The organism is Limnohabitans sp. (genome assembly GCF_046052765.1).
In the GTDB taxonomy this organism is placed as follows: Bacteria; Pseudomonadota; Gammaproteobacteria; order Burkholderiales; family Burkholderiaceae_C; genus Limnohabitans.
Genome location: NZ_JAVLFQ010000023.1, coordinates 15,726 through 35,657 on the forward strand (window position 1 = coordinate 15,726; position 19,932 = coordinate 35,657).

Below are 19,932 nucleotides of genomic sequence, written 5' to 3' on the forward strand. Positions count from 1 at the left end.
AAATTCAAACTTGGGTCACTGGTTGTGTCAAATCAAGCCATACCTTGGCTGCAATTTGCAGATTGAGCGTGTCACCCGTTGCCAGCAATTGAAGTGAGGGTGCGTGGGAGGTTGCCAGTAATTGGCGGGCTTGCAGCACCTGCTGAACGTGTTTTGCCACCGGTAAGCCTGTGTCAATCAAAGTCACATCCGGGCCAAGCAGCGCAGTAAGTGGTGTCTTAGCAAAAGGATAGTGGGTACAACCCAGCACCAGTGTGTCTATGTGTCCTGGCGCAGTTCCAAATGTGCCCATTTTTTCAAGGTATTTGCTGCACAAGCTTTGCACCGCACTGTCATCTGCTTGTTGCCATTGCTGTTCAATCGCATCGGCCAGACCTTCGCAGGCTTGCAGGACAAATTCAGCTTGGTTTTGCAGGCCGTGGTGTAGATCTAAAAATTTGGCGCTGTTCAATGTCGCCGCTGTGGCGATGACGCCAATTTTTTTGGTACGACTGGCCATGGCCGCAGGTTTGATCGCGGGTTCAACACCAAAAACTGGCAGGCTAGGATTTTCTTGGCGCAACACTTGGATGGCTAAAGCAGTTGCTGTGTTGCAAGCCACGACCAATGCTTTGATGTGATGTTGACTTTTCAAAATGCTTAAAACTTCTTGGGCACGTTGCAACACGAATGCCTCGTCACGTTCACCATAGGGTGCATGAGCGCTGTCAGCCAAATACACAAACGCTTCTTGCGGCATTTGGTTTTGCAGTGCATGAAGAATACTTAAGCCCCCGACACCGCTGTCAAACACACCGATGGGTAAGTCGGTGACAGCATGGGTATTCATGTGGTCAGTCCGAGCTTGTCTTGAACCATCCATTCAACCGCTTGTTGGAGGTGGGGGCAGTGTTTCATGCGTCAGATGAAACGCTTTTGACTGAGATGCCTTTGAATTCGCCGCTGGCGATGCGCTTGGACCATTCGGCCGGGCCGGTGATATGCGCGCTGGTACCACCTGCGTCCACCGCTACGGTGACCGGCATATCGACCACATCGAATTCATAAATGGCTTCCATGCCCAAGTCTGCAAAGCCCACCACCTTGGCGTGTTTGATGGCTTTAGACACGAGGTAGGCCGCGCCGCCGACCGCCATCAAATATGCCGACTTGTGTTTTTGTATGGCTTCGATGGCGGTGGGACCGCGCTCGGCCTTGCCGACCATGGCGATCAAACCGGTTTGCGCGAGCATCATCTCGGTGAATTTGTCCATGCGTGTAGCGGTGGTGGGACCAGCGGGGCCGACGGCTTCATCGCCCACTGGGTCGACCGGGCCGACGTAGTAAATCACGCGGTTGGTGAAATCCACGGGGAGTGGCTCGCCTTTGGCCAGCATGTCTTGAATACGTTTGTGGGCGGCGTCGCGTCCGGTGAGCATCTTGCCATTGAGCAGCAATGTTTGACCAGGTTTCCATGCGGCTACTTGTTCGCGGGTCAAGTGGTTCAAATCGACGCGTTGGCTTTTTTGGGTGTCTGGCATCCAATCGACTTTAGGCCAACTGTCCAGTGACGGCGGGTCTAGGTACACAGGGCCGCTACCGTCCATCACAAAATGCGCATGGCGTGTCGCGGCGCAATTCGGGATCATGGCCACCGGTTTGCTGGCTGCATGCGTCGGGTACATCTTGATTTTGATGTCGAGCACGGTGGTCAAACCGCCCAGGCCTTGAGCGCCAATACCTAAGGCGTTGACTTTGTCGTAAAGCTCGAGTCGCAGTTCTTCGGTCGGCGTCAGCTTCTCGCCTTTGGAAGACTTGGCTTGCAACTCGTACATGTCGAGGTCGTCCATCAAACTCTCTTTGGCCATCAGCATGGCTTTTTCAGCGGTGCCGCCAATGCCTATGCCCAGCATGCCCGGCGGGCACCACCCCGCGCCCATGGTGGGCACAGTTTTGAGCACCCAGTCCACCAAACTGTCGCTGGGATTGAGCATGACCATCTTGGATTTGTTTTCGCTGCCGCCGCCTTTGGCTGCAACCGTCACCTCCAGCTTATTGCCGGGTACCAGTTCGGTGAAGATGACAGCCGGTGTGTTGTCGCCTGTGTTCTTACGCGCGAACTGAGGGTCAGCAACTACGCTGGCACGCAAACGGTTGTCCGTGTGGTTGTAGGCGCGACGCACGCCTTCGTTGATGGCGTCGTCCAAGCTGCCGGAGAAACCTTCAAAGCGCACGCCCATGCCGACTTTGAGAAACACATTCACGATGCCGGTGTCCTGACAAATAGGGCGGTGGCCGGTGGCGCTCATTTTGCTGTTGGTCAAGATTTGCGCAATCGCATCCTTGGCCGCAGCGCTTTGCTCGCGTTCATAGGCGCGCGCCAGATGCGAGATGTAATCCGCAGGATGGTAATAGCTGATGTATTGCAAAGCGGCTGCAACGGATTCAATCAAATCGTTTGGGGTGATGTGGCTCATGGGTGTCTATCGCTTGGTGGGTTTCAGTGTTCTGCGTGTTCGTGCTCGATGGCACGGGTTTCATTCAGCAGCTTATCGGTGTAGGCAATGGCCATGGCGCTGAATAAAAAAGTGATGTGAATAATGGTTTGCCAGATCAATACTTTTTCTTCATAGTTGGCGGCATTGATAAAAGTTTTCAGCAAATGGATAGAGGAGATGCCGATGATGGCCATGGCCAGCTTGACTTTCAGCACAGACGCATTCACATGACTCAGCCATTCAGGTTGGTCAGGATGCTGCTCGAGGTACATCCGCGAGACAAAGGTTTCGTAGCCGCCGACGATGACCATGATCAACAGGTTGGAGATCATCACCACGTCGATCAAGGCCAACACCACCAGCATGATGATGGTTTCATTTAGTCCGGTCAGCTCGCCCTCGGTTTTGTAACCAATGCCATTCACCAAAGCCTGCAAAGCGGTCTGGCTGCCAAAGGCAGCTTCAAGCAAATGCACTAACTCCACCCAGAAATGGAAAGCATAGACCGCTTGTGCAGCGATCAGACCCAGATAAAGCGGAAGTTGCAACCAGCGACTGGAGAAAATAGCACGGGACAGCAGCGAGCTGTGGCGAGTTTTGGTGGCTTTGTCTTGCGTTGACATGGTGAATACTTTCCGAGAGAAAGAGGAAGCTCTAATGAGTGATTCTAGGGAATGCGCATTACCTCATCGCGTAAGCTTCAAGCCAGTCAGTAGCATGTAAGAGCCATGCACGACAGTCCTGCCCAAGCAGAGTCGCACAGCGGCCATTCAATACCAGGAGACAAACCATGAGCCACGACCACATATTGCCGGTGTTCGCACCGCCCGCCACATTCGCCAAGCAAGCCGCCGTTTCCGGCATGGATGCTTATCACGCTCTTGTCAAACATGCTGAAGAAGACTACGAAGGCTTTTGGGCCGCGCAGGCCAAACGTTTGCTGCATTGGCAAACCCCATTCACCCGATCGTTGAACCAAGACAAGGCACCGTTCTTTACTTGGTTTGAAGACGGGCGCTTAAACGCCTCCTACAACTGTCTGGACCGCAATGTCGAGCGCGGCCTAGGAGATAAAACCGCCATTATTTTTGAGGCCGATGGCGGGGAAGTCTCGCGCACAACCTATTCGCAGTTATTGGCACGCACCTGCCAAATTGCCAATGCGATGAAGTCATTGGGCGTCGTCAAAGGGGACCGCGTCATCATTTACATCTCTATGTCTGTAGACGGCGTCGCCGCCATGCAAGCCTGTGCACGTATCGGTGCTACACACTCGGTGGTATTCGGTGGTTTTTCTGCACAAAGTTTGCGTGACCGGATCGAGGACACCGGCGCCAAACTCGTCATCACCGCCGATCACCAATTACGCGGCGGCAAGCAACTGCCTTTGAAATCTATCGTCGATGAAGCGTTGAAGCTCGGTGGTTGCGACAGCATCCAACATGTGCTGGTGGCCAAGCGCTCAGGCGCCGACATCACCATGCATGCCGGTCGCGATCTGTGGTTGTCCGATGTGGCAGACAAGCAAGCCACCACCTGTACACCCGAGTGGGTTGAGGCGGAACACCCGTTGTTCTTGTTGTATACGTCTGGGTCTACTGGCAAACCCAAAGGTGTGCAACACAGCACCGGTGGTTATCTGATGCATGCCGCCCTCACCACCGAGTGGACATTTGACTTGAAGGCCGACGACGTGTTTTGGTGTACCGCCGACATCGGGTGGGTGACAGGCCACACCTATATTGCCTATGGACCGCTGGCTTTGGGCGGCACACAAATTGTGTTTGAAGGCGTACCCACGTTTCCCGATGCAGGCCGCTTTTGGAAAATGATCCAAGACCACAAGGTCAGCATTTTTTACACGGCACCGACAGCAATTCGCTCGCTCATCAAGGCGGCAGAAGGCAATGAAGCCGTGCATCCTGCGCGTTACGACCTCAACAGTTTGCGATTGCTGGGCTCAGTCGGTGAACCCATCAACCCCGCCGCTTGGGAGTGGTACCACAAGCACGTAGGTGGCAGCCGTTGCCCTATCGTCGATACTTTCTGGCAAACCGAAACGGGCGGTCACATGATCACACCCTTGCCAGGTGCCACGCACTTGGTGCCTGGTTCATGCACACTGCCGTTTCCCGGTATCCAAGCCGCCATTGTTGACGAGACCGGCAAAGATGTGCCTAACGGACAAGCCGGTATTTTGGTGGTGAAAAAGCCTTGGCCGTCGATGATTCGCACCATTTGGGGTGACCCTGAGCGATTCAAGAAAAGTTATTTCCCAGATGACTTCCAAGGTAAATACTATTTAGCGGGGGACGGTGCGATCCGCGATGCACACACGGGCAACTTCACCATCACAGGCCGTATTGACGATGTATTGAACGTATCAGGTCATCGCATGGGCACCATGGAGATCGAATCTGCACTGGTCAGTTGCACGGAGTTGGTGGCAGAAGCCGCGGTGGTTGGTCGACCAGACGACACCACGGGTGAGGCGATTTGTGCGTTTGTGGTGTTGAAACGTGCACGCCCGACGGGGGATGAGGCCAAGCAAATTGCCAAAATTTTGCGCGACCATGTGGGCAAGGAAATTGGCCCGATTGCCAAGCCCAAAGATATTCGTTTCGGCGATAACCTTCCAAAGACGCGTTCTGGCAAGATCATGCGACGCTTATTGCGTTCCATTGCCAAGGGGGAGGAGATCACGCAGGATGTGTCCACTTTGGAAAATCCAGCGATATTGACGCAGTTGTCTGAGAGCGTTTGATTTCCTGCCCTTTCGCTAGAAAAAAACGCCCCCTCCTGTTCGGCCTTCAGTGGTTTATTTGGTTCAAGCTCCATTTCCTTAACTGTACAAATGCAGTCGAAGAAAAACTTTGTGCAGATCAACGGCATGGCGGGCGGGCCGACGCGAACGTTGCCGTAGGCGGTGAGCGGCGACCGAACCGGCATGGCGTGAGTACATCTCGTGAATAAAAGACACGCTCAGGCCGACCCATTTGTTAGGGGTTGGCATTCGTGCAGTTTTAAAGACACGCTGAGGCCGACCCATCCGGTGCGATTTTTTTCTGCGCTGTCGCTCGAAAAAAACGCCCCCTCCTGTTCGGCCTGAGAGGATGGTTTGGCTTGAGTGCTGTTTTGTTGTTGAAGTGGATTTGTTTATCGAATCACAGAAATGCAGTCGGAGAAAAACTTTGTGCAGATCAACGGCATGGCATAAACACATCTATGAAAAAACAAAAACTGGCTTGCTATGACAGGCAAAAAAAGAGCAACCGAAGTTGCTCTTAGGATGAGCGCTAAAAAAACTTACTTGAGACCCAGAATCCAAGTCGCCAGTTTTTTGGATTCCGCTTCATTGACCTGCGGGTTGGCAGGCATGGGATTCGAGCCCCAAACACCACCACCACCAGCGCGCACTTTGGCTGCAAGCATATCCACAGCCTCCTTGTTGCCGGCGTATTTTTTAGCCACTTGCTTGAATGCAGGACCCACCACTTGGGTATTCACCGAATGACATCCCAAACAATTTTTTGTACCCGCCAACTTTTCATCTGCAAAAGCTGATGGATTCAAGCAAGCAGCAAACAAAGTGGCCATCAACACACGTTTCATTTTCAAATCCTTGTGAAAAAAAGATCAGAATAAATCAAGCACAGCACCCTTGCTGGCGGTACTGGCATTGTGTGCAAATTTGGCTTGCACGCCACGCGTATAACGCGGGGCAGGTGCTTTCCACAAAGCGCGACGCTTTTCAATTTCTGCATCAGGCACGTTCAGTTCCAAAAGCAGTTGGTGGGCATCAATCGTGATACTGTCTCCTTCATGGATTAACGCAATCGTGCCACCAACAGCGGCTTCTGGTGCCACATGACCCACTACCATGCCCCAGGTGCCGCCTGAAAAACGACCATCGGTGATCAAACCAACGGTTTCACCCAAGCCTGCGCCGATCAGCGCACTGGTTGGTGCCAGCATCTCGGGCATGCCCGGGCCGCCTTTGGGGCCAAGGTAGCGCAACACCATCACGTCCCCCGCTTTGATCTTTCCATCCAGCACGGCTTTGAGAGCCGATTGCTCATCGTCAAACACACGTGCAGGTCCGGTAATCACCGGGTTTTTTAGCCCTGAGATTTTCGCAACACAGCCTTCGGGCGATAAATTGCCTTTCAAAATGGCAAGATGGCCCTCTGTGTACATGGGCTTGTCGATGGGGCGGATCACGTCTTGGTCTGCGCGGGGCGTGTCTGGCACGTCGGCCAAATTCTCGGCCACAGTTTGGCCTGTGATGGTCATACAGTCGCCATGCAGCAAACCGGCTTTGAGCAAAATTTTCATCACCTGAGGAATACCGCCAGCTTTATGGAGGTCGACAGCCAGGTATTTACCGCTGGGCTTTAAGTCGCAAATCACGGGCACTTTCTTGCGCATACGCTCAAAATCGTCGATGCTCCAATCCACTTGTGCGGCGTGGGAAATGGCAAGAAAGTGCAACACAGCATTGGTGGAGCCGCCTGTGGCCATGATCACGGCGACGGCGTTTTCAATGGCTTTTTTGGTCACGATATCGCGCGGCTTCAAGTCTTTTTTGATCGCTTCGACCAATACCTTGGCAGCGGCTTTGGCGGAATTTTGGGTTTCATCGTGTGGATTTGCCATGGTGGACGAATAAGGCAAAGACAATCCCAGAGCTTCAAACGATGAGGACATGGTGTTCGCGGTGTACATACCGCCACAGGAGCCGGTGCCGGGAATGGCACGCATTTCAATTTCACGCAGATCTGCGTCACTGAGTTTGCCCGCAGCGTTTTCGCCAACAGCTTCAAACACGCTGACGATATTCAAGTCTTTGCCCTTGTAACTACCCGGCAATATGGTGCCGCCGTAGACGTAAATGGCTGGCACATTGGCGCGCAACATACCCATCATGCCGCCTGGCATGTTTTTATCGCAACCTCCGACCACCAGTACGCCGTCCATCCACTGACCGCCGACACAGGTCTCAATACAGTCAGAAATCACTTCGCGGCTGACCAAGGAATATTTCATGCCTTCGGTGCCCATGGACATACCGTCGGAAATAGTGGGCGTTCCGAAAATTTGAGCGTTGCCGCCGGCTTCCTCAATGCCTGCTACGGCAGCGTCAGCCAGTTTTTGTAAGCCACTGTTACACGGTGTGATCGTGGAGTGACCGTTGGCCACACCAACCATGGGTTTGACGAAATCACTCTCTTGGTAGCCCATGGCGTAGTACATAGAGCGGTTGGGCGCGCGAGACTTGCCCTCGGTGATATTGGCAGAACGGTGATTGATTTTGATCGGTGAGGTAGCCATGGCTGTTCCATTGGTGAAAAAAGACAAGGTACAGAGTTTAGCCTCGGCAACTTCAGCGTGGTTAGGGTCGTTGACAGATCCGCAGACAGTTCCCTGTTTGAAGCACAATCTGGGCATGCTGATACATCCCCAATTTGACCCTGTCGCCCTGTCACTAGGCCCTGTTTCCATCCATTGGTATGGTGTTACCTACTTGGTTGCGTTTCTACTTTTTGTGCTGTTGGCACGCTTGAGATTGCAGCATCAACCTTATGCTTCGCTCGCCCAACAAGGCATTTGGTCGAACCAGGATATCGACGATTTAATGACCTATGGCGTATTGGGTGTGGTGCTGGGTGGGCGCTTGGGTTATTGCCTGTTTTACAAACCGGGTTATTACGCTGCGCATCCTTTGGAGATCGCATTTATTTGGCAAGGTGGCATGAGCTTTCACGGCGGCATGCTCGGTGTCATCAGTGCCATGGCATTGGCTGCTTGGCGGCGTCAACGCCCATGGTTGGAAATCACTGACTTCATCGCGCCCTGTGTTCCCACAGGCTTGGCTGCGGGTCGAGTGGGCAATTTCATCAATGGGGAGCTGTGGGGCAGGGCCGCATCGGCTGATTTGCCCTGGGCCATGGTGTTTGCGCAAAGCGGTTCCGATGTGCCACGGCATCCCTCGCAGATCTACCAATTCTTACTCGAAGGTTTATTGTTGTTTGTGGTGTTGTGGTTTCTCGCACGCAAGCCAAGACCTACCGGTTGGATATCTGGTGCATTTTTGATCGGGTATGGCTTGCTACGTTTCACGGCAGAGTATTTTCGTGAGCCAGATGCCCATTTGGGCTTGTTGTCCTTGGGCTTGTCCATGGGGCAATGGCTGTGTTTGCCCATGTTGATTGCAGGCTTGGGTTTGATGGTGTGGTCAGTGCGCCATTCCGATCATTGACATGGCTGTGTTCAGTCACGAGCCTATAACCACAACGTCAAACTGATTTTCCACCCCATGATGAATGCCAATTTATACAGCGCACTTAGGCAAGGTTTTCCTCAAGACCTGACGCAGATTGCGATTGAAACCGATGAGGGTCTGGCTTACAGCTGGAGTGATTTAGAGCGCGGCAGTGCCATGCTGGCCAATTGGATCCATAGCTTGCACTTACCTGCTGCGTCGCGCGTGGCGGTGCAGGTAGAAAAATCCGTGGAAATGCTGATGCTTTATTTGGCCTGTTTACGCAGCGGCCATGTTTTCTTGCCATTGAATCCAGCCTACCAACAAAGCGAAATCGCTTACTTTATTGACAACGCAGAACCCGCACTGGTGGTTTGCACGCCAGCTCATTTCGGGTGGGTCAGCAAAATTGCATTTCAGTCTGGCACGCGTTACGTGGTCACCCTCGACGATCAACGCGGCGGCAGTTTGCTCGATCGCGCTGCGCATCACAGTGACGTACACACGCCGGTGCAGACTGCGCCGCAAGATATGGCTGCCATCATTTACACCAGTGGCACCACAGGGCGCAGTAAAGGCGCGATGTTGAGTCACGCCAATTTGCTGAGCAATGCGCTGGTGTTGAAAGACTATTGGTGCTGGCAAAGCGCGGATGTGCTCATCCACGCCCTTCCTATTTTTCATGTACATGGCTTGTTTGTGGCTATCCATGGTGCATTGCTTAGCGGCAGCAAGATGCTGTGGCACAGCCGTTTTGATCCACAACGCGTGCTGGCTGACTTGCCGCGTGCTAGCGTGTTGATGGGTGTACCCACTTTCTACACCCGGCTGCTGGCGCAGCCTGAATTGAACGCACAGGTTTGCGCCAACATGCGATTATTTATTTCAGGCTCTGCCCCGATGTTGGCGGACACCTTCGATCGTTGGCAACAGCAAACCGGCCATACAGTGCTTGAACGTTATGGCATGAGCGAAACCGTGATGTTGACGTCCAATCCTTTCAAGCCCGACGAACGCTATGGGGGTCTGTCAGCGCGGGTAGGGGCAAGTGTGGGTTTTCCGTTGCCGGGAGTGAATTTGCGCATCACAGGTGACGACGGCACTGAGTTGGCGCGAGGTGAGGTCGGCAGCATTCAAGTCAAAGGACCGAATGTGTTTGCAGGGTACTGGCGCATGCCCGAAAAAAATGCGCAAGAATTTACAAAAGATGGTTTCTTCATCACTGGTGATATGGGCAGCATGGATGCAAGCGGGTATGTGCGTATCGTAGGGCGCAGCAAGGACTTGATCATCAGTGGTGGATTGAACGTGTATCCTGCTGAAATTGAAGATGCATTCAACCATCTGCCAGGTGTGGCAGAAAGTGCTGTGGTCGGTGTGCCGCATGCAGATTTCGGTGAAGTCGGCGTGGCATTTGTCTTGGCCAAACCGGGGGCAGATTTACAGCCTTTGCAACTGTTGGCTGCGCTCAAAGCCAAACTGGCAAATTTCAAAGTCCCTAAACATTGCCATATCGTGGATGAGTTGCCGCGCAACGCCATGGGTAAGGTGCAGAAAAACGTGTTGCGCGAGTTGGCTGTGAAATTGGCCACTGACCCCAATTAACTGATAGGTGTCAGAGCAGTGAGCGTTTTTACTTCAGTGTTGCCAAGGCATTTTCTACAGCCAGTCCGAGTTCAATGACCGCCAGTGCATAGTAACTGCTGCGGTTGTAGCGGGTGATGACAAAAAAATTCTCTGTGCCTGCAACGTAAGAGGGCGCTTCATTGGCATTGTGCAATTGCACCAAGGCCAAAGGGCCACTGAAGAGTTTGCCTTCATCCGCCAAAAGTGCTTGCTTGTCTGCCAAATGCGCGGCAGACCAAGACGGCACGATGTCGGGTGCCAGCAAGGCAGCCAAGTCTGACTCGCTGACTGCTTGCACATCCACTGCAAAATGGGTGGGCATGCCCGGTTGCCAGCCGAAGTTTTTGAAATAGTTGGCGACCGAGCCAATAGCATCTGCTGCGCTATTTCTCAAATCGATACGACCGTCTCCATCAAAGTCAACCGCAAATTTAGCAACACTCGAGGGCATGAATTGCGGCCAACCGCTGGCACCGGCATAACTACCGAGCACAGGTTTGTTTGCAGGTTGTGTACGTTGTTGCTTTAAAAAATAGCCTAACTCATCTTGAAAAAAAGCTTGTCGTTCGGCGCCTTGGGGGTGCCCTTTGGGAAAATTCAAACTCAGGGTACTCAATGCGTCAATCAGCTTGTACTTTCCCTGATGCTCTCCGTAAAAAGTCTCCACGCCCAAAATACCAACGATATAACGGGGTTCCACCCCAGTTTGTGCAAACGCACGATCGAGTTGCAACGTGTGTTCGCGCCAGAAACGAACACCGGCTTGGATACGGGTTTCTGTCAGAAAGCGTGCGCGGTAAGCCTGCCAATTTTTGACTTGCGGGGAAGAGGGAGGCATCACCAATGGCAGGATTTGTGGCAACACATGTGCCCCGGCAATTTGTTGTTGTACGTAAAGTGGCGGCAGCTGGTGCTTTTGCGCAATCTCTAGTGCTAATTGGTGAACTTCCATGCTGTTGCCAAATGCCTTGCCAACGATCACTTTGCTGGCTTTTGCAGCGCTGGCTTTTTTCTTGTGAGGGACAGTGGGTTTTTGACGTGCTGGCGTGGCAGATGGTGAGGCGGATGCAGCGTGAAGCGATTGAAAGGCAAGCAGGCATTGCATCAACAGGAGAGCGAAAATAATCATCGCCAAATTGCGGGTGAAGTTTATGTAGGCTGTGGTTTTCATCATCCTCAAGTGTAGCCAAGGCCTGTACAGTCAGCAGTATGCAAGCGTGTTAAGCTGGTTTTTGACATGGAAAATTTCGATTTACTCATCTCTCATTGGCTGCAAGACGGCCTTCCTAGCGGTGTTCTACAAGAGGTCGCCTACCTGAGCGCAGTGATGTTGACGGCGTGGGCAGTTGCTTGGGCGCTGGGAAGACAGATCAAGTCCGAATCTGTGCTTTTCGCTACCCGCGTTGTTGACGGATTGATGTTTCCCTCGTTGGCATTATTTCTGGCTTATTTTGCGCAAGTGCTCTTACTCAAGCATCAAAGCCTGGTGCTGTTCAAGTTGGCTATTCCTGTCTTGTTGTCATTGGCCTTGATTCGTTTATGCGCCCGAGTATTGATGGCAGTATTCCCCAGTTCGCATGTGGCTGCATTGACTGAACGATTGATTTCATGGTTGGTTTGGGGAATAGCTGTTTTGTGGATCACTGACCTATTGCCATTGGTGGTCAACGAGATGGAGCAAATCCATTTGAATTTTGGCAAAGTGCGGTTGGATTTACGAACCTTGTTCGAAGGAATCTTCTCATCAGGTCTGGTGTTGGTACTCAGTCTTTGGTTGTCCGCCGCCATTGAGCAGCGTGTGCTTAGCCAGACAGTGAACGATCTGTCCATGCGAAAAGTGGCTGCGAATGTATTGCGGGCTGTGTTGTTGCTTGTCGGCTTGTTGTTGGCTTTGTCTGCTGTCGGTGTGGATTTAACCGCGTTGTCAGTACTGGGCGGTGCGTTAGGTGTGGGTTTGGGGCTGGGTTTGCAAAAACTCGCTGCCAATTACGTCAGTGGTTTTGTCGTGCTGGTCGAACGCTCGGTTCGCATAGGAGACCATATCCGCGTCGATGACGTCGAAGGTCAGGTCATCGATATCAAAACCCGATACACACTGATACGCGACCAAAATGGCCGTGAATCCATTATTCCCAATGAGCTGCTGATCACTCAAAGGGTGGACAATTTTTCCTTGTCCGATGCTGCCGTTGCCTGGCAAACCACGCTCACCGTTGCCACCGATAGTCAAGTCTCGCAGGTTCAGCACATCTTATGTGAAGCCTTGCGCACAGTGGACGAAGTGAACGCCGAACCTGCTGCGCAGGTATTTTTCAAGCGTTTCAGCGCAGATGGATTGGAATTTACGCTGCAGTTCTGGGTGACCGACAGACTCCAATCACGCCTGTCCATCCTCTCCAAAGTGAATGCTGCCGCCTGGACAGCACTTCAAAACAATAGCATCCAATTGCCTGCCCCCAGAACTATCGCACTGCCTGTTTCGCCTACACCAGATTCATAGTTAACACCCAAACTGTTGTTTCTATTGAAATAAGTGACTAATTCAGTTGGGCTTAAGGTTAAAAAAGCACGACCGTTCACAAATAGCTTGTGATTCGTCTAGAATGACGTGCACGTCAACTTACACATCCTCGTAAGCATGACTCTCTTATCTTTATTTCTTGGAGCAAACCCATGAAGGCATTGGTCGCCGTCAAGCGCGTGGTGGATTACAACGTCAAAGTTCGGGTCAAGTCTGACCAGACTGGCGTTGACATAGCCAACGTCAAAATGAGCATGAACCCGTTTGATGAAATCGCTGTGGAAGAGGCGGTTCGTTTAAAAGAAAAGGGCGTACTGACCGAAGTCGTTGTTGTTTCTTGCGGTGTGACCCAATGCCAAGAAACCTTGCGCACCGCCATGGCCATTGGCGCAGACCGTGGAATTTTGGTGGAAACCAATGAAGAACTCCAGCCATTGGCTGTGGCCAAACTGCTCAAAGCATTGGCAGACAAAGAGCAGCCTGGCATGGTTATCTTGGGCAAGCAAGCGATTGACGACGACTGCAACCAAACCGGTCAAATGTTGGCCGCATTGACTGACTGGCCACAAGCCACGTTTGCTTCTAAAGTGGAGCTGGTCGATGGTCACCTGCATGTCACTCGTGAAGTTGACGGCGGTTTAGAGACCCTAAAGCTTTCATTGCCTGCGGTCGTCACCACCGACTTGCGACTGAACGAGCCGCGCTATGTGACATTGCCCAACATCATGAAGGCCAAGAAAAAACAAATCGATATTTTCAAGCCTGAAGATTTGGGTGTGGATGTCACGCCACGCATCAAGACCTTGAAGGTCAGCGAACCACCCAAACGTAGCGCCGGAATCAAAGTCGCCGATGTAGCCGCTTTGGTGGACAAACTGAAAAACGAAGCAAAGGTGATTTGACATGGCCTCTTTAGTGATTGCAGAACACGACAACCAGAGCCTGAAACCGGCAACCTTGAATACAGTCACCGCCGCCATTGCGTGCGGTGGCGAAGTACATTTGCTGGTGGCTGGCAAAAACGCAACTGTTGCTGCACAAGCAGCATCACACATCAGCGGTGTTGCCAAAGTGTTGCACGCCGAAGCCGATGTCTTCGAGCATGGACTGGCTGAACACATGGCTGCGCAAATATTGGCACTGTCTTCAGCCTACAGCCATATTTTGTTTGCCGCGACTGCCAGCGGTAAAAACATCGCCCCGCGCGTGGCCGCCAAACTTGACGTGGCTCAAGTCAGCGACATCACGCGTGTGGACAGTCCCGACACCTTCGAGCGTCCCATTTATGCGGGTAATGCCATGGCCACTGTGCAAGCCACCGATGCGACCAAAGTTATCACCGTACGAACCACTGGTTTTGACGCTGCTGCCACGGGTTCAAGTGCACCAGTAGAAGTTATTCAAGCCACTACTGCGGACGCGAAAAGCCAGTTCATGGGCAGTGAAATCGCGAAAAATGATCGGCCTGAACTGACTGCGGCCAAAATCATTGTCTCGGGCGGTCGCGCGCTCGGTAGCGCCGAAAAATTCAATGAAGTCATCACGCCTTTGGCTGACAAACTTGGCGCTGCCATGGGAGCCAGTCGCGCGGCGGTGGACGCAGGTTATGCGCCCAATGATTGGCAGGTGGGACAAACCGGCAAGATTGTCGCGCCTCAGTTGTACGTGGCTTGCGGCATCAGCGGAGCTATCCAACATTTGGCTGGGATGAAGGACAGCAAAGTCATTGTTGCCATCAACAAAGACCCAGAAGCACCGATCTTCAGCGTGGCCGACTATGGACTGGAAGCTGATTTATTCGTGGCAGTGCCCGAATTGGTCTCCGCTCTTTAAACGCTAACTGCCAAGGCACTGCTAGGTGCCTTTTTTCTTTCAGATTTTGGAGACTGACCGTGAGCTATATCGCACCTGTGAAAGACATGCTTTTCAATATGCAGCATCTGGCCGGCATCGACCACATAGCTGCGATGCCAGGGTTTGAAGACGCCGGTCTGGAAACCGCCCAAGCAGTATTGGAAGAATGCGCGCGTTTCAACCAAGATGTGGTAGCCCCACTGAACTGGGAAAGCGACAAACACCCTTCCAGTTTGACAAACGGTCACGTGACGACAGCGCCTGGCTTTAAGCAAGCCTACAAACAGTATTCCGAAGGCGGTTGGCAAGGTTTGCAACACCCCCTCGACTGTGGCGGTCAGGGCTTGCCCAAAACGATCGGTGCGGCTTGCGTGGAAATGTTGAACGCGGCCAGCCTGAGTTTTGCGCTGTGCCCGTTGTTAACCGATGGCGCCATTGAGGCCTTGTTGACCGCAGGCAGCGATGAGCTCAAATCTACTTACTTGAATAAATTGGTCAGCGGCGAATGGACAGGCACTATGAACCTGACCGAACCGCAAGCTGGTTCCGATTTGTCATTGGTGCGCTCGCGTGCCGAGCCTCAAGCCGATGGTACTTACAAAGTGTTTGGCACCAAGATTTACATCACCTATGGTGAACACGACATGGCTGACAACATCGTGCACCTGGTGTTGGCGCGCGTCAGTGGCGCACCCGAGGGCATCAAAGGCATCAGCTTGTTTGTGGTGCCCAAGTTCATGGTGAACAAAGATGGCTCTTTGGGCGCACGAAACGATGTGCATTGTGTGAGTATTGAACACAAACTCGGCATCAAGGCCAGCCCGACAGCAGTGCTGCAATACGGCGACCACGGCGGTGCTGTGGGTTTTCTGGTGGGCCAGGAAAACCGTGGATTGGAATACATGTTCATCATGATGAATGCTGCGCGTTATGCGGTCGGCGTACAAGGCATAGCAATAGCCGATCGTGCCTACCAAAAAGCGGTTCAATATGCGCGTGAACGGGTGCAAAGCCGTCCGGTTGATGGTTCGATCAAAGCGTCTGCACCCATCATTCACCATCCCGATGTGCGCCGTATGCTGATGACCATGCGTGCTTACGCGGAAGGTTGCCGCGCCATGGCCAGTGTGGCTGCTGCGGCTTATGACGCGGCGCATCATCACGCAGATGCAGATACGCGCAAACAAAACGAGGCTGTCTACGAATACTTGGTTCCGTTGGTCAAAGGTTTCAGCACCGAAATGAGTTTAGAAGTCACGTCGCTCGGTGTGCAAGTTCACGGTGGCATGGGATTTATCGAAGAAACAGGTGCCGCTCAGTATTACCGAGACGCAAAAATTCTGACCATCTACGAGGGCACCACTGCCATTCAAGCCAATGATTTGGTGGGACGTAAAACCGCCCGTGATGGCGGGCAGACCCCTAAGGCACTGGCGGCTCAAATGGAAAAGACCGAAGCGGCATTGCTTCAAATTGGTTCTGCCGATGCCAAAGCGATGGCACATCGCTTGACCGCTGCTCGCGGGGCATTCCTGGATGTGGTGAATTTCATTGTGGATGCTGCAGCCACAGACCCTAATGCGGCCTACGCAGGCAGCGTGCCTTATCTGATGCTGGCAGGCAATGTGGTGGCAGGCTGGCAGTTGGCACGCAGTTATGTGGCCGCCCACCAAGCGCTTGCGGCGGGAGAAACCGATACCGACTTTATGAAAGCCAAAATGGTGACTGCTCGGTTTTATGCAGACCACATTTTGAGCAAATCTTCATCTGTGCGCGACGGCATTGTCGAAGGCGCGCACAGCGTGACCGCTATGGCCTTGGAAGCTTTTTAACCCTGGGTCTTTTTACTCAAACAAAATTTTCCTCTTGCATTGAAAAGGCCTCGACATGTCTCAATTACCTGCTATTTTCTCAACAATGACTTTACCGGTCATTGCATCTCCACTGTTCATCATCAGCAACCCCAAAACCGTTATCGCCCAATGTATCCATGGCGTAGTTGGCTCTATGCCATCGCTTAATGCTCGCCCTATTTCCCAATTGGATGAATGGTTGGCAGAAATTACCGAGGCGCTGGCAGCCCATGACAAAGCGCATCCCGAGCAGCCTGCTGCACCATTTGCCATCAACCAAATTGTTCACAAAAGTAACGAACGTTTGGAAGAAGACATGGCGCTGTGTGTCAAATACAAAGTGCCGCTGATCATCACTTCACTGGGTGCCCGCGAGGAAATCAACCAAGCGGCTCACAGTTACGGCGGTTTGGTAATGCATGACATTATTAACAATAAGTTTGCGCATAAAGCCATCGAAAAAGGTGCAGATGGGTTGATCGCAGTGGCCACTGGTGCGGGCGGACACGCGGGAGTAAAAAATCCGTTTGCCTTGATCCAAGAAATTCGCCAATGGTTTGATGGCCCTTTGGCACTGAGCGGTTCCATTGCAAATGGCGGCGCTATTTTGGCATCGTTGGCCATGGGTGCTGACTTCGCTTATATTGGTTCAGCCTTCATCGCGACAGAGGAAGCCCGTGCCAGTGATGAATACAAACAATGCATTGTCACTAGCAATTCTGACGACATCGTCTACAGCAATTTATTCACTGGCGTGCATGGCAATTATCTGGCGCCATCCATTCGCAAGGCTGGCATGGATCCAGACAACCTGCCTGAGAGTGACCCGAGCAAAATGAATTTTGCGGGTGACAAGACCAAAGCTTGGAAAGACATATGGGGATGTGGTCAAGGTATTGGAGTGATTGATAAAGTTCAATCTACAGCGGAATTGATCGCGCAATTTAAACGTGAATTTGAAGCAGCAAAAAAGCGTGTGTTGACTGCTTGATTCCCAAATAACAGTAAAGCCACCCCTGTGATTCAATAGGGTGGCTTTATGGGGGCGATGGGTTCAGCCGAAATGACAGATGTAGTGGTAGCTATCTGCCACCTTGATCTCGAAAGATGAATCGGCGTTGATGCTGAATTTGTCACCCGGGCCGCTGTGCTGCCATGCATCTGAGCCGGCCAATTTGTATTCACAAGCCCCAGCGACACATTCCATGATTTCAGGTGCGGCGGTGTTGAAAGTAAGGTGTGAGGGCAACACCACGCCGACCGATTTTTTCTCGCCATTGGGCATGACGATGGCATGACTCACACATTTACCGTCGAAAAAGACATTGGCTTTGGTGGCAATGCTTACGTTTTGGATATGCTCTGTGGTCATTTCTCAGGCCTTTTTCTTTGCAGCGGTTTGACGTGCAACTGCCTTGGCAGTGCGTTCGTTTTTGAGATTGCCTGCAATGCGCATTCGTAATGCATTCAGCTTGATAAAGCCCCCGGCATCGGCTTGGTTGTAGGCGCCTCCATCATCGTCAAACGTGGCGATGCGTGTATCGAACAAGCTGTCAGTTTTACTCTCACGGCCTACGCACATGATGGTGCCCTTGTAGAGCTTTAAGCGAACTTTGCCATTGGCTGTCGCTTGTGAAGCGTCGATCAAACCTTGCAACAACTCACGCTCGGGGCTGAACCAGTAACCGTTGTAAACCAGGCGTGCGTAACGCGGCATCAGGTCTTCTTTGAGCGCAAGCACTTCGCGATCCAAAGTGATGGATTCGATAGCGCGGTGACCCGACAGCAAAATGGTGCCGCCAGGGGTTTCATAGCAGCCTCTGCTTTTCATACCCACGTAGCGGTTTTCAACTTTGTCCAAACGCCCGATACCGTGTTTACCGCCCAAAGTATTCAAGTGGGTCAGCACTTTGGCAGGACTCATGCGTACACCGTCTATCGCCACTACATCGCCGTGTTTGTAGGTAAGTTCAATCACCTGCGGTTTGTTGGGTGCTTTTTCAGGGCTGACTGTCAGGCGCCACATGCTGTCGTCAGGCGCATAGTTGGGATCTTCCAGAATGCCGCCTTCGTAACTGATGTGAAGCAGGTTGGCATCCATTGAATAGGGCGGAGGACCTTTGCGTTTTGCGCCATCAACCGGTATGCCATGTTGGTCTGCATAGCGCATAAGTTTTTCGCGCGACAGCAAATCCCATTCACGCCACGGCGCAATGATTTTCACGTTGGGCATCAATGCGTACGCACCCAATTCAAACCGAACCTGATCGTTGCCTTTGCCGGTTGCGCCGTGACTGATGGCGTCTGCTTTTGTTTTGCGAGCAATCTCAACCAATCGTTTGGCAATCAGGGGACGGGCGATGGAGGTGCCCAGCAAATACTCCCCTTCATAAAGTGCGTTAGCGCGAAACATGGGGAAAACAAAATCACGCACAAATTCTTCGCGTAAATCTTCAATGAAGATATTCGATGGCTTGATGCCCATTTTGATCGCTTTGGCGCGAGCGGGTTCAATTTCTTCACCTTGCCCGATGTCGGCAGTAAAGGTGACAACTTCACAGTGGTATTCGTCTTGTAGCCATTTGAGAATGATGGAGGTATCCAAACCGCCCGAATAAGCAAGCACCACGCGTTGCGGTGTTTGAGAGACATCTGATTTTGTGGTGTTTTTACGCATGAAACATACCGATTAAGAGCAAAGGCGGGATTCTAGGCTATGGAATGGGAACAAAAAAGCCGCTGATAACAGCGGCCTAGGCTTGGGCTTGATTGTTTATTGAACGTAGGGAGGCGCAGAACCGGGAGGGGGAACTGCATTGCCAACAGGCGGGGGCGGCGGGTAAATGTAATTTTGGTTGCTCGACACCATAGGGGTGATTTGTAATCGAACAGTGGGACCCGGGTCTTGCGGCATTTGCACGTTGTATTGTTTGCCTGCAAATTCGTAGGTCACGTTGTAGGCGACAGTACGGTTTTCGTAAAAACTTTGGGTACTGCAGGTTTGCACGTTTTTCACCTCGGCAGATGGAGCGCCTTCGATTCTGTCACCGAGGATCGCGCCGCCAAACATGCCTATGGCAGTACCCAATCCATCGCGGCCAATCGCATGACCCACGGTTCCACCCGCAATCGCTCCCATAATCGCACCAGCACCTGATTTTTGTGGCTGCGTGGTCACTTGTTGCTGTGAACAGACTTGACGAGGAACAGCTACCTGATGCACGATGGGAATAGAGGAGATGACGCGTCCGATTTCTTGAGATTGGGCATTGCAACTAATACCTACAGCGAACAGACCAACAGCACTGATCAATTTATGCATGAATTTCTCCGGTGATT

At 52.3% G+C, this 19,932-nt stretch carries 18 protein-coding genes; 8 read left to right on the forward strand and 10 right to left on the reverse strand.

The genetic code is table 11. The annotated features are described in order from the left end of the window. Positions 1–4: 4 nt before the first annotated feature. The 3 genes from murI to AC9UG7_RS02120 all read right to left on the reverse strand — a co-directional run bounded on the left by murI (position 5) and on the right by AC9UG7_RS02120 (position 3,100). Positions 5–829, reverse strand: coding sequence for a glutamate racemase (gene murI, locus AC9UG7_RS02110; protein WP_509583612.1), 825 nt, complete (start codon positions 827–829; stop codon positions 5–7). A 64-nt stretch (positions 830–893) separates the two neighbouring features. Further along, positions 894–2,456, reverse strand: coding sequence for a fumarate hydratase (locus tag AC9UG7_RS02115; RefSeq protein ID WP_509583614.1), 1,563 nt, complete (start codon positions 2,454–2,456; stop codon positions 894–896). A gap of 23 nt (positions 2,457–2,479) precedes the next feature. Continuing rightward, complete coding sequence (locus tag AC9UG7_RS02120) at positions 2,480–3,100, reverse strand: TIGR00645 family protein (protein ID WP_509583616.1); 621 nt, start codon at positions 3,098–3,100, stop codon at positions 2,480–2,482. A 167-nt stretch (positions 3,101–3,267) separates the two neighbouring features. Between AC9UG7_RS02120 and acs the strand changes: the two genes are divergently transcribed. Then, a complete protein-coding gene (gene acs / locus AC9UG7_RS02125) occupies positions 3,268–5,241 on the forward strand; it encodes an acetate--CoA ligase (protein WP_509583618.1) in 1,974 nt (657 codons plus the stop codon). A 78-nt stretch (positions 5,242–5,319) separates the two neighbouring features. Here acs and AC9UG7_RS02130 read toward each other — a convergent pair whose 3' ends face one another. The 3 genes from AC9UG7_RS02130 to ilvD all read right to left on the reverse strand — a co-directional run bounded on the left by AC9UG7_RS02130 (position 5,320) and on the right by ilvD (position 7,808). Then, positions 5,320–5,490 (reverse strand): hypothetical protein, encoded by a 171-nt coding sequence (locus tag AC9UG7_RS02130; protein ID WP_509583620.1) that lies wholly within the window; start codon positions 5,488–5,490, stop codon positions 5,320–5,322. Between the two features lie 293 nt (positions 5,491–5,783). Further along, on the reverse strand, positions 5,784–6,089 hold the full coding sequence (locus AC9UG7_RS02135) for a c-type cytochrome (RefSeq protein ID WP_509583622.1): 306 nt from the start codon (positions 6,087–6,089) through the stop codon (positions 5,784–5,786). A gap of 24 nt (positions 6,090–6,113) precedes the next feature. Beyond that, on the reverse strand, positions 6,114–7,808 hold the full coding sequence (ilvD, locus tag AC9UG7_RS02140) for a dihydroxy-acid dehydratase (protein ID WP_509583624.1): 1,695 nt from the start codon (positions 7,806–7,808) through the stop codon (positions 6,114–6,116). Positions 7,809–7,923: 115 nt separating this feature from the next. On the opposite strand from ilvD, the gene lgt reads away from it, so the two are divergent. Both lgt and AC9UG7_RS02150 read left to right on the forward strand, forming a co-directional pair. Then, on the forward strand, positions 7,924–8,736 hold the full coding sequence (gene lgt / locus AC9UG7_RS02145) for a prolipoprotein diacylglyceryl transferase (RefSeq protein WP_509583738.1): 813 nt from the start codon (positions 7,924–7,926) through the stop codon (positions 8,734–8,736). A gap of 57 nt (positions 8,737–8,793) precedes the next feature. Continuing rightward, complete coding sequence (locus tag AC9UG7_RS02150; RefSeq protein WP_509583626.1) at positions 8,794–10,344, forward strand: malonate--CoA ligase; 1,551 nt, start codon at positions 8,794–8,796, stop codon at positions 10,342–10,344. Between the two features lie 28 nt (positions 10,345–10,372). Here AC9UG7_RS02150 and AC9UG7_RS02155 read toward each other — a convergent pair whose 3' ends face one another. Further along, positions 10,373–11,536: a lytic murein transglycosylase gene (locus tag AC9UG7_RS02155; RefSeq protein WP_509583628.1), complete on the reverse strand. Its 1,164-nt coding sequence runs from the start codon at positions 11,534–11,536 to the stop codon at positions 10,373–10,375. Between the two features lie 66 nt (positions 11,537–11,602). On the opposite strand from AC9UG7_RS02155, the gene AC9UG7_RS02160 reads away from it, so the two are divergent. The 5 genes from AC9UG7_RS02160 (at position 11,603) to AC9UG7_RS02180 (ending at position 17,584) form a co-directional block, all read left to right on the forward strand. After that, on the forward strand, positions 11,603–12,865 hold the full coding sequence (locus AC9UG7_RS02160) for a mechanosensitive ion channel family protein (RefSeq protein ID WP_509583630.1): 1,263 nt from the start codon (positions 11,603–11,605) through the stop codon (positions 12,863–12,865). Positions 12,866–13,038: 173 nt separating this feature from the next. Further along, a complete protein-coding gene (locus AC9UG7_RS02165) occupies positions 13,039–13,788 on the forward strand; it encodes an electron transfer flavoprotein subunit beta/FixA family protein (protein WP_509583632.1) in 750 nt (249 codons plus the stop codon). A 1-nt stretch (position 13,789) separates the two neighbouring features. Further along, the gene (locus AC9UG7_RS02170) at positions 13,790–14,719 is read left to right on the forward strand and encodes an electron transfer flavoprotein subunit alpha/FixB family protein (protein WP_509583633.1); all 930 of its coding nucleotides are present in this window, start codon (positions 13,790–13,792) and stop codon (positions 14,717–14,719) included. A gap of 59 nt (positions 14,720–14,778) precedes the next feature. Continuing rightward, complete coding sequence (locus AC9UG7_RS02175) at positions 14,779–16,572, forward strand: acyl-CoA dehydrogenase (RefSeq protein WP_509583635.1); 1,794 nt, start codon at positions 14,779–14,781, stop codon at positions 16,570–16,572. 55 nt (positions 16,573–16,627) lie between these two features. Continuing rightward, on the forward strand, positions 16,628–17,584 hold the full coding sequence (locus AC9UG7_RS02180) for an NAD(P)H-dependent flavin oxidoreductase (protein ID WP_509583637.1): 957 nt from the start codon (positions 16,628–16,630) through the stop codon (positions 17,582–17,584). Between the two features lie 63 nt (positions 17,585–17,647). On the opposite strand, the gene ppnP is transcribed toward AC9UG7_RS02180, so the two are convergent. From ppnP to AC9UG7_RS02195, 3 genes are all read right to left on the reverse strand, one after another. Beyond that, positions 17,648–17,965 (reverse strand): pyrimidine/purine nucleoside phosphorylase, encoded by a 318-nt coding sequence (gene ppnP / locus AC9UG7_RS02185; protein ID WP_509583639.1) that lies wholly within the window; start codon positions 17,963–17,965, stop codon positions 17,648–17,650. Between the two features lie 3 nt (positions 17,966–17,968). After that, positions 17,969–19,270 (reverse strand): argininosuccinate synthase, encoded by a 1,302-nt coding sequence (locus AC9UG7_RS02190; RefSeq protein WP_509583641.1) that lies wholly within the window; start codon positions 19,268–19,270, stop codon positions 17,969–17,971. A 96-nt stretch (positions 19,271–19,366) separates the two neighbouring features. Then, a complete protein-coding gene (locus AC9UG7_RS02195) occupies positions 19,367–19,915 on the reverse strand; it encodes a glycine zipper 2TM domain-containing protein (protein WP_509583643.1) in 549 nt (182 codons plus the stop codon). Positions 19,916–19,932: the final 17 nt, after the last annotated feature.